Genomic DNA, 15108 nt, shown 5'->3' with positions numbered 1-15108 from the left:
AGACCCACAGCCGAATCCCGTGATCGATCTCAGTGCCAGGGGCTGTACCGCTGTTCCCGAAGGCCGCGAAGCGGCCTACCCGTCACGTCCGGCCCGGCTCAAGCGTCCCAGAGGGTGCCGAAGGCCAGGAGTTCGTCCCGGTACTCGATGCGGCCCTCCCACTCGCGCGGCCAGACGTCCGCGCCGAGGTGGGCTCCGGCGAAGGCGCCCGCGAGGCAGGCGATGGAGTCGGAGTCGCCGCGCGTGCAGGCGGCCCGGCGCAGCGCGGTCAGCGGCTCGTCGGGGAAGAGCAGGAAGCAGTGCAGGGCGGTGGCGAGGGCCTCCTCGGCTATCCAGCCGTCGCCCGTGGTCAGGCAGGGGTCGGTCTCCGGGGAGGGGGACCGCAGGGCGGCCGCGAGCCGGTCCAGGGCCGCCAGGCACTCGTCCCAGCCCCGCGCGATGAAGGACTCCGGGGAGGCGTCGGACGCGGTCCGCATCCACAGGTCGCCCAGCCAGCGCTCGTGGTAGCGGGTGCGGTTCTCCAGGGCGTAGGAGCGCAGCCGTCCGACGAGCCCGGTCACCTCGGTGCCCTCGGCCAGCAGGTACACCGCCCGCGCGGTCAGGTCGGAGGCGGCGAGCGCCGTCGGGTGCCCGTGGGTGAGGGCCGACTGGAGCTGTGCGGCGCCGGCCCGCTCCTCCTCGGTCCAGTCCGGCACCAGCCCGACCGGGACCACCCGCATGTTGGCGCCGCAGCCCTTGGAGCCGATCTGGCTGGCGTCGCGCCAGTCCCGGTCCGGGGTGTCGAGCAGCCGGCAGGCCGTCATACAGGTGCGGCCCGGGGCCCGGTTGTTCTCCGGGGAGTGGTACCAGTCGACGAACTCCTCGCGGACCGGCCGGGTCAGGCGCAGCGGGCCCACGGGGCCGCGCTCGGCCGCCGTACGCATGCCGCGGGCCAGGGCGAGGGTCATCTGGGTGTCGTCCGTGACGATCGCCGGGCGCGGCAGGCCCATCTCGCGCCAGGGGCCCGTCTTGGCCAGGATCGAGGGCACGTCGTTGAACTCCGTCGGGAAGCCGAGGGCATCGCCCAGGGCCAGGCCGATCATGGCGCCCGTCGCGGCTCGCTTGGTCATCGGGTGGATCCTTCCGGTCGCAGCAGGGGAGGGTGGAGGGTGGTCGCCGGACCGGGCCGGTAGAGGGCGGCCGGTTTGCCGCGGCCGCCGGTCAGCCGGGCGGCGCCCGGCACGGCCTCGACGAATCCCGGCGTCGCCAGGACCTTGCGGCGGAAGTTGGGGCGGTCGAGGGTGGTGTTCCAGACGGTCTCGTAGACGGACTGCAGCTCGCCGAGGGTGAACTCGGGCGGGCAGAAGCCGGTGGCCAGGCAGGTGTACTCCAGCTTGGCGCCGATCCGCTCGCGTGCGTCCGCCAGGATCACCGCGTGGTCGAAGGCGAGTTCCGAGACCTCGTCCAGCGCGGTCCAGCGGGCGTGCGCCGCGTCCCCGCCGCCCTCGGCCGCCGGCTCCGGCAGGTCCGGGACGAGGGCGGTGAAGGCCACCGAGACCACCCGCATCCGGGGGTCGCGGTCCGGTTCGCTGTAGGTGCGCAGCTGCTCCAGGCGGAGCGCGGCCACGAGCCGGTCCGGCAGGCCGGTCTCCTCGGCCAGTTCGCGCCGGGCGGCGGTCTCGGCGGACTCCCGCGGCAGGACGAACCCGCCGGGCAGCGCCCAGGCCCCGGCGTACGGTTCCCGGCCGCGCCGGATGAGCAGGACGTGCAGGGCGCCGCCGCGTACGGTGAAGACGGCCAGGTCGGCGGTCACCGCGAACGGCTCGAAGGCGTGCGGGTCATAGCCGGCGGTCATCGGTTCTCCGGAAGGGGGTCGGTGAAGTGCCAGCCCTCGGCCAGCAGTCCGTCCACGGCCCGGACGGCAGCCTCCAGCCGGGCCGCCCGGTCCCCGCGTACGACGAGGAAACGCCTCCCGGTGCGCTCCAGTTCCGCCCGGAACCGCTCGGTCATCCAGGGCCGCAGCTGTGGCCCGTCCCGCAGTCCGTCGTCCTCGAAGGGCACGTCGGCGTGGTCGGTGAGCAGGTACAGGTCACGCCGGGTGAGGTCGGCGATCCGCTCGACCTCCGCGTTCCGGCCACCCGTGTACCGCTCGTGCCAGATGGCGGTCGCGAAGGAGTCGGTGTCGCAGAACAGCACCGGGGAGCCGAGCCGGGCCGCGTGCTCCTCGTCCGCGTCCTGGCGGCGCGCGATGACCGGGAACTCCTGCGAGGTGAAGGACACGTCCGCCCAGGAGGCCGCCGGGTCGGCGGCGCGGGCCGCCGCCAGCTTCTCCTCGCTGTACCGGCGCCCGTACTCGGCGACCCAGCCCGTCTTGGCCCAGACGCCGCCGCGCCGCCGGTAGCGGTCCGCCAGGGCCCGCGAGAGCGTGGTGGTCCCGGTGGACTCCGCGCCGAGGACGACGACCCGGCGGGTCAGGGCGGCGCGGACGGCCGGCCCGAGGAACTCCCAGGAGCCGGCCGGGTCCTTGCGTACCGCCGTACCGGACACCGGGAACAGTGTCCGTTCCCGGTCCACCAGGACCTCCTCGGCGCCGAACCGCCGGGCGAGCTCGCCGCCGTACTCCTCGGAGGTGAACACGGCGTCCACCCGCCCGGGAACGGCGCCGCGGAAGACGGCCATGTGCGCCTCCCAGATCTCCGGGTCGTGCAGGTCGACCGGGATGTCGTCCACCGCGCCGACGACCTCGGCCCCGGGGTGCGCCTCGCGCATCCAGGCGACCCGGTCGGCGAGCGGGACGGACTCCACCGAGGCGGCGCAGACCAGCACGGTCAGCCGCTCGCACTGGTCCTGGGCGGTGCGTACGAGGTGGTGGTGCCCGGCGTGCGGCGGGTAGAACTTGCCGAGGACCAGGCCGTGACCGTGGCGTCTCATGCCGTCGCCTCCGCCGCCGTACGGGCGTCCCGCGCGGGCAGGGTGCGCCGCCAGCCGAGGAGCCCGACCACGCACAGGGCGAGGAAGCCCACGTAGAGCGCGGAGGTCAGGTAGAGCCCCTTGTGGGCGTAGAGCGGGATGTAGACGAGGTCGGCGGCGATCCACAGCCACCAGGACTCCACGAGCTTGCGGCACTGCCCGTAGGTGGCGAGGAGCGAGAGCCCGGTGGTGGCTGCGTCCCAGAAGGGGACGGTGGAGTCGGTGGCCCGGCTCAGCAGCAGGGTGAGCGCGAGCACCCCCACCGCCCCCGCCGCGGCGAGCGCGGCCCATTCGGTGCGCGTGGTGCGGCGCACCGGCAGGGCCTCGGCGGATCCTGGTCCACCCCCGTGGGTCCAGGACCACCAGCCGTAGGCGGCGAGGGCGATGAAGACGATCTGGAGCCCGGCGTCGGCGTAGAGGCCGGCCTGGGCGAAGAGCGCGATGAAGAAGATGTTGTTGGCGATCCCGATCGGCCAGTTGGCCACGTGCTGCCGGGCGACCAGCCAGACGCACAGGGCGCCGGTGGCGAAGCCCAGCACCTCGGTCCAGCTCATGGTCCAGCTCATGACGACCCCCCTCGGACTATTTAATGGTCATACTGACTATAAACAGAGACCGGGGTTCCCGACAAGCAGAAAACCCGCGGCGCCCTGGGGCACCGCGGGTTTTCTGCGATCGGACCGGCCGCCTGCGCGGCGGCCGGCCTGCGTCCTAGAGACCGACCTCGCGCATCAGCATGCCGACCTCGGTGTTGGTCAGGCGGCGCAGCCAGCCGGACTTCTGGTCGCCCAGCTCGATCGGACCGAAGGAGGTCCGGACGAGCTTCTCGACCGGGAAGCCCGCCTCCGCCATCATGCGGCGGACGATGTGCTTGCGGCCCTCGTGGAGGGTGACCTCGACCAGGTAGTTCTTGCCGACCTGGTCGACGACGCGGAAGTGGTCGGCGCGGGCGTAGCCGTCCTCCAGCTCGATGCCGTCCTTGAGCCGCTTGCCGATCTCGCGCGGCAGCGGGCCGGTGATGGCCGCCACGTACGTCTTCTTCACGCCGTACTTCGGGTGCGTGAGGCGGTGGGCCAGCTCACCGTGGTTGGTGAGCAGGATGATGCCCTCGGTCTCGGTGTCGAGCCGGCCGACGTGGAAGAGACGGGTCTCACGGTTGGTGACGTAGTCGCCGAGGCACTGACGGCCGTCCGGGTCCTCCATGGTGGAGACGACACCGGCGGGCTTGTTCAGCGCGAAGAACAGGTACGACTGGGTGGCGACGGTCAGGCCGTCCACCTTGATCTCGTCCTTCGGCAGGACGCGCTTGCCCTGCTCCAGCACGATCTCGCCGTTGACCTCGACGCGGGCCTGCTCGATGAGCTCCTCGCAGGCGCGGCGCGAACCCATGCCGGCGCGGGCGAGCACCTTCTGCAGACGCTCACCCTCCTCCTCGGCACCCGGGAAGGTCTTCGGGGTCTTGACCACGGGCTTGTCGGCGTACCGGTCGCGCACGCGCTCCTCGATCCGCGCGTCCAGCTCGCGCGGGCGGGACTGGCCGCTCCGGCTGCCGGGGCCGCTGCGCGGGCCGCCGGCGCCGCCGATGCCGGGGGTCTTGGAGGTCCGGGGACCGCCCTTGGCACCACCGCGCGCCGCGGCGCCGCGGGCACCGCCGCCGCCCGCCTTGGGGCCGCTGCGTCCGCTGCGCTCGCCCTCGGGGCCGACGTCGTAGCGGCGCTCCTCGGGACGCGGGTTGCGGATGCGGGGGGCCGGCTGGTCGCGGTCGCGCGAGTCGGAGCCGCCGCCCTGGTAGCCGCCACCGCCCTGGTAGCCGCCGCCCGAGCTGCCGCCGCGGGAGCCGCCGCCCTGGTAGCCGCCGCCCGAGCTGCCGCCGCGGGAGCCGCCGCCCTGGTAGCCGCCGCGGGAGCCGCCGGAGCTGCCTCCACGGGAGCCGCCGGAGCTGCCGGAGCCGCCGGAGCTGCCACCCCGGTAGCCGCCGCCGGAGCTGCCGCCGCGGGAGCCCCCGGAGCCGCCGGAGCCGCTGCCACCGCCGGAGCCGCTCCCGCGGTAGCCACCGCCGCCGCTGGAGGAGCCGCCGCGGGCGTTACTGCGCCCGCCGCCACCGCCGCCGCTGTTCCTGTTGCCGCCACCGTTGCCGTTGCCGCTGCTTCGCATCAAAGTTCCGTCGTCTTGTCGTCTTCATCGGTGTCCGGTGCGTCCGGATCGAACGACGGCACACCTTCTTGCGTCTCGGCTTCGATCGCGTCCGCCTCGGGGAGGAAGGGCGCGAGCTCCGGGAGCTCGTCCAGGCCACGCAGGCCCATCCGCTCCAGAAAGTAGTTCGTCGTCCTGTACAGGATCGCACCTGTTTCGGGTTCCGTCCCCGCCTCCTCCACCAGACCGCGCTGGAGGAGGGTCCGCATGACCCCGTCGCAGTTGACTCCGCGGACCGCGGAGACCCGCGACCGGCTCACCGGCTGGCGGTACGCGACGACGGCCAGGGTCTCCAGGGCCGCCTGGGTGAGCCGGGCCTGCTGGCCGTCCAGTACGAAGCCCTCCACGGCCGGCGCGTACGCGGCCCGGGTGTAGAACCGCCAGCCGCCGGCGACCAGCCGCAGCTCGAAGCCCCGGCGCGCGGCCGTGTACTCGTCGGCGAGCTCCCGCAGCGCCTGCCCGACCTCGCGCGGGGTGCGCTCCAGCACCTTGGCCAGGTGCGCCTCGGTGGCCGGCTCGTCCACGACCATGAGCACGGCCTCCAGGGCCGGCTTCAGCTCCAGCGCGGCCACCGCGCTCACGTCGCCGTTCAATCCTTCGCCTCCACGATCTGGTCGAACTCGTCGGTCACGGTCGGCATCCCGTCGCCGTCCCCGCCGCTCCAGCGCACGGTGAGGGTCTGCAGGGCCTCCTCCTGGTCGAGGACGACCGCCTTCTCCCGGTAGAGCTCCAGCAGCGCCAGGAAGCGCGCGACGACGGTGAGGGTGTCCCCGGCGTCCTCCGTGAGCTCCTGGAAGGTGGCCTCCCCGCGCGCCTTCAGCATCCGCACCATCAGCCCGGCCTGCTCGCGCACGCTGACCAGGGGGGCATGGATGTGGTCCACGTACACCTGCGGCTTGGCCTTGGGCTGCATGGCCTTCACGGCGAGCCGGGCGAACCCCTCCGGCCCGATGCTGATGACGACCTCGGGCAGCAGGTCCGCGTGGTGCGGCTCCAGCCCGACCGTCCGCGGGTACCGCCGGCCCTCGGCCTCCGCGCGCCGCTCGAAGATCTCGGCGATCTGTTTGTACGCGCGGTACTGGAGCAGGCGCGCGAAGAGCAGGTCCCGGGCCTCCAGCAGGGCCAGGTCCGCCTCGTCCTCGACCTCCGCGACCGGCAGCAGCCGGGCGGCCTTCAGGTCGAGGAGGGTGGCGGCGACGACGAGGAACTCGGTGGTCTGGTCGAGGTCCCAGTCGGGCCCCATGGCACGGATGTGCACCATGAACTCGTCGGTGACCTTGGACAGCGCGACCTCGGTGACGTCGAGCTTGTGCCGCGAGATCAGCTGGAGCAGCAGGTCGAAGGGGCCTTCGAAGTTCGCGAGCCGCAGGGTGAACCGCCCGTCGCCGCCCGCGGGGGGCCCGGTGTCCGGGCGTACGGCCGCTGCGGCGGCCGGGGCCGGGTGGGACTCAGGGGGCTGCTGCTGGCCGTCTGCGGGCCCGGTGGAACGTTCCGGCTCGGTACCGCCCGCCGTCGGCGCGGGGCGCGCAGCGGGCGCCTCAGGGGCTTCGGGGCCCGCTTCCCCGTCACGCGCGTCCGGCTGCCCGGCCGTGTCGGGGACGCCGGGGCCGCGCCCCAGGACGCGCCGGGTCGGTCGGCCGGAATCGGCGGGGAAGGGCATCGCGGTCCAGGAGGTACATGGGGGCGGCGTGGAGGGCCGGGCGCCGTGGCCGCGGCCACCAGCAGCCTACGGGCTCCCCCGCGCTCCCCGGTGGACCACCGCCCGGCACGGCGCCTCACCGCCGGACCGGCGCTCCCCCGTCCCTGCGGAGCCCCGTGCGGGCGGCTCCCCGCGACGGGGCGGAGCTCCGGGGGGCCGGGCCGCAGATCGCCCGGAGGCCCGGTCACCGGGCGGACGGCCGCCTGGGTCCCGCTCCGGGAAAGCGCCGCGGGCCGGGCAGCGACCCGCCGGAGGCCCGGGCGGGCGGGGCATCGGGAGAGCGGGCCCGCAGGGCGGTCAGCGGCCGCGCAGGCGCCGTACGAGGATGCTCGCGTCGCCGCGGGATTCCAGATCGGCGAGGACGACCGCGACCGCCTCGCGGACGATGCGGCCCCGGTCCACCGCCAGCCCGTGCTCCCCGCGCAGCACCAGCCGCGCGTGTTCCAGGTCCATGAGCTCCTCGGCGGAGACGTAGACCGTGATCTTCTCGTCGTGGCGCTCGCGGCCGCTGGGGCGCCGGTTCGCGCCCCGGCCCTGCCCCTTGCCCCGGCGGCCCGCGCCGGCCGGGGCGGACCCCACGCCGCCGGCCGGGCCGGCAGAACCTTCCTGCGGCCGCCTGGGCTGCCCCACGACGGGCCCGCCGGCGTCCGCGGCCTCCCGGCCGCGGCCCTCACCCGCCGTGCCCTCGGCCGAAGTGGCCGAGTGATCCGCGGAGGGCGTCTCCTCGACCCCGCGCCGCGGCGAGGACGACTGGAGCGCCATCCCCCCGGTCGTACGGAACAGCTCGTCGGCTCCGGGCAGACTCACTCGGCGTGACACCGGGCGAGCACCTCCCTGGCCAGCTGGCGGTAGGCGGCGGCGCCGACGGAGTTGGACGCGTACGTCGTGATCGGCTCACCGGCGACCGTGGTCTCCGGGAAGCGCACCGTGCGGCCGATGACCGTGTGGTAGACGTGGTCGTCGAAGGCCTCGACGACGCGCGCCAGCACCTCACGGCTGTGCACCGTACGGGAGTCGTACATCGTGGCGAGGATGCCGTCGAGCTCCAGCTCGGGGTTGAGCCGCTCCTGCACCTTCTCGATGGTCTCGGTCAGCAGCGCCACGCCGCGCAGCGCGAAGAACTCGCACTCCAGCGGGACGATGACCTTGTGGGCCGCCGTCAGGGCGTTCACGGTCAGCAGACCGAGCGAGGGCTGACAGTCGATCACGATGTAGTCGTAGTCGGCCAGCAGGGGCTTCAGGGCCCGCTGCAGGGTGGACTCGCGCGCGACCTCACTGACCAACTGCACCTCGGCAGCGGACAGGTCGATGTTGCTCGGCAGCAGGTCCATGTTGGGGACCGCCGTCTTGAGCAGCACCTCGTCGGCCGACATGCCCCGCTCCATGAGCAGGTTGTAGACCGTCAGGTCGAGTTCCATCGGGTTCACGCCGAGACCCACGGACAGCGCGCCCTGCGGGTCGAAGTCGACGAGCAGCACGCGGCGCCCGTACTCGGCGAGCGCGGCACCCAGGTTGATGGTCGACGTGGTCTTGCCCACGCCGCCCTTCTGGTTGCACATCGCGATGATCTTCGCCGGACCGTGGTCGGTCAGCGGACCCGGGATCGGGAAGTACGGAAGCGGGCGTCCGGTCGGGCCGATCCGCTCACGGCGCTGACGGGCAGCGTCGGGGGCGAGGGTGGCCGCGTACTCGGGGTCCGGTTCGTACTCCGCGTCGGGGTCGTAGAAGTGCCCCTCGGGCACATTGTCGTAGTCGGCGAAACCCACGGGCTTTTCGCCGCTCAGGTCGCCGGCCCTGGAGTTCACGTCTAGGCCGTCCATGCTCTTTTGGGGCGTCGTCATGTGCTGGTGGTTTGCGAAGGTGCGTACTGCGACGGAGCCGACAGCTTCGAGCCCGGTAGGGCCCTGGCCCCGCTCAGGCATCCCTGCTCGACCACCCCCAGGAGCAAATGTCGACTCATTCACAAGTCGTCTTACCTCCTCGGACGTGACCAGGACACTTATCGATAGGTCAGCGTGGCACCATGCCGACGGTTGGCGACTCTATGGCGTGTCACCGCCCAGCGGCAACACAATCCGCCGGACCCGGCACGATGTGTCGGCAACCGAACACCACTCTGTCAAGGGCGCACGAGCTGTCGCTGCGAAGTTTCGCGGGTGTGCGAAAGGGTTAAAGGGTTACGTTCGAGGCGAGTTGAGCGGGGTCCCGGGGCACCCCGCAAACACGTCCGGCCGGACCTTGCGGGCAAGGTCCGGCCGGATACGTGAGATTGACGTCAGTCGTTGACGTGTCAGCCGAGCAGCGTGCTCAGCTCAAGGGTCTCCAGGCCGTGGGCCTCGGCAACGGGACCGTAAACGACCTGGCCGTCATGGGTGTTGAGGCCCAGCCCGAGCGCGGCGTCGCGACGCAGCGCCTCGACCCAGCCGAGGTTGGCGAGCTGCACGATGTAGGGCAGCGTCGCGTTCGTCAGCGCGTAGGTGGAGGTGTTCGGAACCGCGCCCGGCATGTTGGCGACGCAGTAGAAGACCGAGTTGTGGACCGTGAAGGTCGGCTCGGCGTGAGTGGTCGGACGGGAGTCCTCGAAGCAGCCGCCCTGGTCGATCGCAATGTCGACAAGAACACTTCCGGGCTTCATCTTGGCGACGAGCTCGTTGGTGACCAGCTTCGGGGCCTTCGCACCCGGGATCAGCACCGCGCCGATGACGAGGTCGGCCTCGACGACGGCCTTCTCCAGCTCGAAGGCGTTGGAGACGATCGTCTTGATCTTCGTGCCGAAGACCTTGTCGGCCTCGCGGAGCTTGTTGATGTCGCGGTCGAGCAGGGTCACGTGGAAGCCCATGCCGATGGCGATCTGCGCGGCGTTCCAGCCGGAGACGCCGCCGCCGATGACGACGCACTCGCCAGCGTGGGTGCCGGGGACACCGCCCGGGAGGACGCCACGGCCGCCGGCCGAGCGCATCAGGTGGTAGGCGCCGACCTGCGGGGCCAGGCGGCCCGCGACCTCGGACATCGGGGCGAGCAGCGGAAGCGCGCGGTTGGCGAGCTCGACCGTCTCGTACGCGATGGCGGTGGTGCCGGACTCCAGCAGGGCGTCCGTGCACTCGCGGGAGGCCGCCAGGTGCAGGTAGGTGAAGAGCGTCTGGTCCTTGCGGAGGCGGTGGTACTCCTCCGCGATGGGCTCCTTGACCTTGAGCAGCAGGTCGGCGGTGGCCCAGACCTCGTCGGCGGTACCGAGGATCTCGGCGCCGGCCGAGACGTACTCGGCGTCCGTGATCGAGGAGCCCACACCGGCGTTCTGCTCGATGAAGACCTGGTGGCCGTTGCGGACCAGCTCATGCACGCCGGCGGGCGTGATGGCGACCCGGAACTCGTTGTTCTTGACCTCGCGGGGGATGCCGACCTTCATCGTCGATCACGGTCCTTGGCTCAGGGGATATTACGGGGCACTTCCATACATACCCGCCCACAAGAACGCGCAACGGGATGCACCACGGGAAGCCGCGGTGAACCCAGTCTAATGAAGGATGAGTCGCTGTCTAGCCTTGCAAACCAATAATCTCAGTCGGAAGCACTACGGATTTCGCAGGCTGCAGGGTCATCTCCCAACAATCTGTCGGCTGCGGAGCGGTGCAGCCTGGCAGCCGCGGGGTCCCCGAGTCTGTCCAGCGTGTCGGCCAGCCGGACCTGCAGTGCGGCCTGAAGTCGCTGGTCGCCCGCCCTGCGGGCCAGCTCCACCGCCTCGCGGCAGGTGTGCAGCGATTCCTCGGGCCGGCCGGCGTACTCCTGGACCCGCGCCATCTCGCTCAACGCCTTTGCCTGACCGGGGACATCGGCCAGCTTCCGGTAGCCCGCGGCGGCCGCCCGCCAGCTGCGCAGCGCGTCCCCGTACCGCCCCGCGTAGGTGTGGACGTTGCCGAGCCGCCCGTACAGCCGGGCCTCGTCCGCACGCTCGCCCCGCGCGAGGGCCTGGGAGAGCGCCCGGCCGAACCAGTCGGAGGCCCGGTGCCAGTCCGCCAGCTCCTGGTAGGCGCCCCCTACGGATTCCATCGCGCGGCCCGTCGCGTACGGATCGTTCGCCGCCCGTCCTGCGTCCAGCGCGGCCCGGTAGCGCTCCAGGGCCTCCTGGGTCCGGCCGGTCTCGGCGTCCAGGTCGGCCAGGTTCAGCAGCGCGGCGGCCTGCTCCCGGCGCAGGTTGCGGCGCTCGGCCACGTCCAGGACCAGGCGGTGCAGCCCGTACAGCTCGGGGGCGGCCCCGGCCGTGCCCCGGTGGTCCGCCAGCGCCCGTACGAGGGCCGCGACCAGCCGGCGGGCCAGGGTGTCCAGGTCCCCGTCGGCAACGGCCAGGGAGGCGGCCGCGGTGAGCGCGGGCAGCCGGGTGTCCAGCCAGGTGGCGGCGGCCCGCCGGTCGGGAAACCGCAGGGCGCGCGGCAGGCCGTCCAGCAGCTCGCGGAGGCCGTCGTCGACGGCGGCGTCCACCCCGGGCTCCTCGGCCTCGGCCATGGCCCGGCAGGAGTGCAGCAGCCGTACGGTGCGCTCCAGCATCCGGGCCCGGGCCAGCTGGACCTCGGCGGGGCGCTCCCTGGCCTCCAGGAGGGCCTGGAGCAGCGGCGCGAGGCAGCCGGGCAGCAGGAAGAGGCCGTCGCGGGAGGGGCGGACGAGGCCCAGCCCGGCGAAGTCGTCCAGGGTGGACTGGGCGGCGGCCACGGAGCAGCCGGCGAGGGCGGAGGCGGTGTGCGAGTCGACGATGCCGGCCGGGGCGAGCGGCAGCAGCCGCAGGGTCCGCTGGGCGGGCTGCGGCAGGGACTCGTAGACCAGCCGGAAGCCGCGGGCGAGCGGGCCGCCGGTGGTGGCGGGCATGTCGTGGAGCTGCTTGGCCACGTCGGCGACGGAGGCCTTGGGGTGGGCGGCGAGCCAACCGCCGACGAGGACGAGCGCGGCGGGCTGTCCCCCGCACTCCTCGGCGAGGGTCTCGGCGGCCCGGGGGTCGGCGGTGACCCGGGTGTCGCCGATGCGCTGGGCGAGCAGTTCCACGGCGGAGGGGGTGTCGAGTCCGCCGAGGGTGCAGGGCCGGACGTCGGGGATCCCGGTGAGCGGCCCCTCGGCGGTGACCACGACGAGGCACTCGGGGGTGTCCGGCAGCAGGGCGTCCACCTGCTCGGGATCGGCGGCGTCGTCGACCAGGATGATGACCCGGCGGCCTTCGAGGGCGCTGCGCAGGGCGGAGCTCAGCTCGTCCTCGCCGGCCCCGGGCGGGGTGGGCCGCCCCAGTCCCTCCAGCAGGCTCCGGACGGCACGCTCGGTGGCCACGGTCTCCCCGCCGGGGGCGGTGAGCCGGGTGCGGATGACTCCGTCGGGGTACTCCTCGGCGACCTCGTGCACGAAGGCCTCGGCGAGGGCCGTGCGCCCGGAGCCGGGCCGCCCGGCGACGAGCAGCACCCGGGCCCGGGGCGCCTTGGCCTTGCGGCCGGAGAGGGTGTCGAGCCCGGTTCGCGCGATGTCCTCGCGCAGCTCCTTGAGCTCACGCCGCCGCCCGACGAAATCCGCCACGGATCCGCTCCTCTCCCTGCCACCGGATTGCGAGCGTAGTTCACGCAGAGCGACGACCCGGGTGGAGCGCGGCGGGCAAATCCCCCAATCGGATCAGCAGATGGACCTATTTTTCACGCGCCGCTCGCGCGGCGCGCTCGGCGGGCACCCCGCGGACACCCCCTAGGCCTCGTAGGGGCGGGCCGGCCAGGGGGCGAGGGCCGGGCGCAGGGCCTCGATGCCGCCCTCGGAGGCGAGGGCCGCCGCGAGGGCCAGTACCCCGGTCACCAGCCCCGGGTTGTGCAGCTCGCCCGCCAGCACCCCGCGGACCAGGTCCGCGAGCGGGACCCGGGCGATCTCCATGTCCGCCTCCTCCTCGGAGACCGCGTACCGCTCCCCCTCGGCCTCCGCCAGATCCCGCGCGAGGAAGATCCGGACGGCCTCGTCGGATCCGCCGGGCGAGGTGAAGAAGTCGGCCAGCACCCGCCACTCGCCCGCCTTGGCGTGCGCCTCCTCGTACAGCTCCCGCTGGGCCGCGTGCAGCGGGTTCTCGCCGGGTACGTCCAGCAGTCCGGCCGGGAGCTCCCACAGCCGGTGCCGCACCGGGTGACGGAACTGCTTGAGGACCAGCACCCGCTGCTCCTCGTCGAGGGCGAGGACGCACACCGAGCCCGGGTGCACCTGGTAGTCGCGGCGCACCACCGAGCTGTCGGGCATCCGGACCTGGTCCGACTTCACGGCCGTCTTCGCGCCCTCGAACGGGGTCCGTGAGGCGACGACCTCCCACGACTCCGGTGTGTCCACGATGTCGTTGCGCATGGCCATGGCCGATACCTTCCCCGAGAACGCGACAGCCGGGACACGGTCCGTGCCCCGGCTGCCTACGTTATGCGGTCAGGCTCTCACTTCGCGGACTGCTGCCGCTCCACGGCCGCCTTCACCAGGCCGGCGAAGAGCGGGTGCGGGCGCGTCGGGCGCGAGCGCAGCTCCGGGTGGGCCTGGGTGGCCACCAGGTAGGGGTGCACCTCGCGCGGGTACTCGACGTACTCGACGAGCTTGTTGTCCGGGGAGGTGCCGGAGAAGACGAGGCCCGCCTTCTTCTCCAGCTCGCCGCGGTAGGCGTTGTTGACCTCGTAGCGGTGGCGGTGGCGCTCGTCCACGTACGCCTCGTCGCCGTAGACCTCGCGCACGATGGAGCCCTCGGCGAGCTTCGCCGGGTACATGCCCAGGCGCATCGTTCCGCCCAGGTCGCCCGCGCCCTCGACGAAGGCCAGCTGCTCCTCCATGGTCGAGATGACCGGGTGCGGGGTGGAGGCGTCGAACTCGGTGGAGTTGGCGTCATCGATGCCCGCGAGGTTGCGCGCGGCCTCGATGACCACGCACTGCAGACCCAGGCACAGGCCGAGCAGCGGGATCTTGTTCTCGCGGGCGTAGGTGATCGCGCCGACCTTGCCGTTGACGCCGCGGTCGCCGAAGCCGCCGGGCACGCAGATCGCGTCCACGTCGCCGAGCACCGCCGCGGCACCGGCCGGGGTCTTGCAGTCGTCGGACGTGACCCACTTGATCTGGACCCGGGCCTTGTTGGCGAACCCGCCGGCGCGCAGCGCCTCGGTCACCGAAAGGTAGGCGTCGGGCAGGTCGATGTACTTGCCGACGAGCGCGACCTTGACCTCGTGGTCGGGGTTGTGGACCCGGTCGAGCAGGTCCTCCCACACCGTCCAGTCGACATCGCGGAACGGCAGGTCGAGCTTGCGCACGACGTATGCGTCCAGGCCCTCGGTGTGCAGCACCTTCGGGATGTCGTAGATCGACTTGGCGTCGATCGCCGCGACCACGGCCGCCTCGTCCACGTCGCACATCAGCGAGATCTTGCGCTTGATGGAGGTGGGGACGTCACGGTCGGCGCGCAGCACGATGGCGTCGGGCTGGATACCGATGTTGCGCAGGGCCGCGACCGAGTGCTGGGTCGGCTTGGTCTTGAGCTCACCGGAGGGGCCGATGTAGGGGAGCAGCGAGATGTGCACGACGAAGACGTTGTCGCGGCCGACCTCGTGGCGGACCTGGCGGACGGTCTCCAGGAACGGCAGCGACTCGATGTCGCCGACGGTGCCGCCGACCTCGGTGATGACGACGTCGACGTCCTCGGTCGCCATGCGGCGGATGCGGTGCTTGATCTCGTTGGTGATGTGCGGGATGACCTGCACGGTGTCACCGAGGTACTCGCCGCGGCGCTCCTTGGCGATGACCGTGTTGTAGACCTGGCCGGTGGTGACGTTGGCCGAGCCGTCGAGGTCGACGTCGAGGAAGCGCTCGTAGTGGCCGATGTCCAGGTCGGTCTCGGCGCCGTCGTTGGTGACGAACACCTCGCCGTGCTGGAACGGGTTCATCGTGCCGGGGTCGACGTTCAGGTACGGGTCGAGCTTCTGCATCGTGACCCGCAGACCGCGCGCCTTCAGCAGCGCACCCAGGCTGGAGGCCGTCAGGCCCTTGCCGAGGGACGAAGCGACACCCCCGGTGACGAAGATGTGCTTGGTCGTCATGGATTTGGGCGGCATCGCCAAGAGGGGGCTCCCGTGGTCGCGAAGTGAGGTGCGTCCGGCGCCGGCCACCTTCGATCCGGAAGGGTCTCAGGGGGCGCCGAAGCTGCGGTTTCGGGGCTCCTGATTCGCACAGGCAGACCACCGGTCCACGGGGTACCAGCCTATCAGCGCCCGGAGCGGTCCGCCTCCGGGCACGCGGCG

At 72.6% G+C, this 15108-nt stretch carries 13 protein-coding genes; all 13 read right to left on the bottom strand.

Annotated features, from left to right (window positions below; all coding sequences use genetic code 11):
* Positions 1-98 precede the first annotated feature (98 nt).
* A complete protein-coding gene (locus ACFY04_RS35845) occupies positions 99-1109 on the bottom strand; it encodes an ADP-ribosylglycohydrolase family protein (RefSeq protein WP_389123587.1) in 1011 nt (336 codons plus the stop codon).
* Positions 1106-1834 (bottom strand): NUDIX domain-containing protein, encoded by a 729-nt coding sequence (locus ACFY04_RS35840; protein ID WP_389123584.1) that lies wholly within the window; start codon positions 1832-1834, stop codon positions 1106-1108. The genes ACFY04_RS35845 and ACFY04_RS35840 overlap by 4 nt, the downstream gene beginning before the upstream one ends.
* Positions 1831-2910, bottom strand: coding sequence for an AAA family ATPase (locus ACFY04_RS35835; protein ID WP_389123582.1), 1080 nt, complete (start codon positions 2908-2910; stop codon positions 1831-1833). The genes ACFY04_RS35840 and ACFY04_RS35835 overlap by 4 nt, the downstream gene beginning before the upstream one ends.
* Positions 2907-3515, bottom strand: a complete 609-nt coding sequence (gene pnuC / locus ACFY04_RS35830; protein WP_389123579.1) for a nicotinamide riboside transporter PnuC — start codon at positions 3513-3515, stop codon at positions 2907-2909. The genes ACFY04_RS35835 and pnuC overlap by 4 nt, the downstream gene beginning before the upstream one ends.
* Positions 3516-3660: 145 nt before the next feature.
* Positions 3661-5103, bottom strand: coding sequence for a pseudouridine synthase (locus ACFY04_RS35825; protein WP_389123578.1), 1443 nt, complete (start codon positions 5101-5103; stop codon positions 3661-3663).
* Positions 5103-5723 (bottom strand): SMC-Scp complex subunit ScpB, encoded by a 621-nt coding sequence (scpB, locus tag ACFY04_RS35820; protein ID WP_389123576.1) that lies wholly within the window; start codon positions 5721-5723, stop codon positions 5103-5105. Before scpB ends, ACFY04_RS35825 begins: the two co-directional genes overlap by 1 nt.
* Positions 5724-5731: 8 nt before the next feature.
* Entirely contained in the window at positions 5732-6802 is a 1071-nt protein-coding gene (locus ACFY04_RS35815; RefSeq protein WP_389123574.1) for a segregation and condensation protein A, read from the bottom strand.
* Positions 6803-7138: 336 nt separating this feature from the next.
* Positions 7139-7660, bottom strand: coding sequence for a hypothetical protein (locus tag ACFY04_RS35810; protein ID WP_389123572.1), 522 nt, complete (start codon positions 7658-7660; stop codon positions 7139-7141).
* Entirely contained in the window at positions 7645-8763 is a 1119-nt protein-coding gene (locus ACFY04_RS35805) for a ParA family protein (protein WP_078851667.1), read from the bottom strand. The genes ACFY04_RS35810 and ACFY04_RS35805 overlap by 16 nt, the downstream gene beginning before the upstream one ends.
* Positions 8764-9131: 368 nt before the next feature.
* Positions 9132-10247, bottom strand: coding sequence for an alanine dehydrogenase (gene ald / locus ACFY04_RS35800; RefSeq protein ID WP_389123569.1), 1116 nt, complete (start codon positions 10245-10247; stop codon positions 9132-9134).
* Between the two features lie 152 nt (positions 10248-10399).
* Positions 10400-12388, bottom strand: a complete 1989-nt coding sequence (locus ACFY04_RS35795) for a tetratricopeptide repeat protein (RefSeq protein WP_389123567.1) — start codon at positions 12386-12388, stop codon at positions 10400-10402.
* 162 nt (positions 12389-12550) lie between these two features.
* Positions 12551-13186, bottom strand: coding sequence for an NUDIX domain-containing protein (locus ACFY04_RS35790; protein WP_389123756.1), 636 nt, complete (start codon positions 13184-13186; stop codon positions 12551-12553).
* Positions 13187-13269: 83 nt separating this feature from the next.
* A complete protein-coding gene (locus tag ACFY04_RS35785) occupies positions 13270-14922 on the bottom strand; it encodes a CTP synthase (RefSeq protein ID WP_389123566.1) in 1653 nt (550 codons plus the stop codon).
* Between the last annotated feature and the right edge of the window lie 186 nt (positions 14923-15108).

This window comes from Streptomyces sp. NPDC001549, assembly GCF_042894025.1.
Lineage (GTDB): Bacteria > Actinomycetota > Actinomycetes > Streptomycetales > Streptomycetaceae > Streptomyces > Streptomyces kutzneri.
This window is presented reverse-complemented; position numbering and strand designations above follow the sequence as displayed.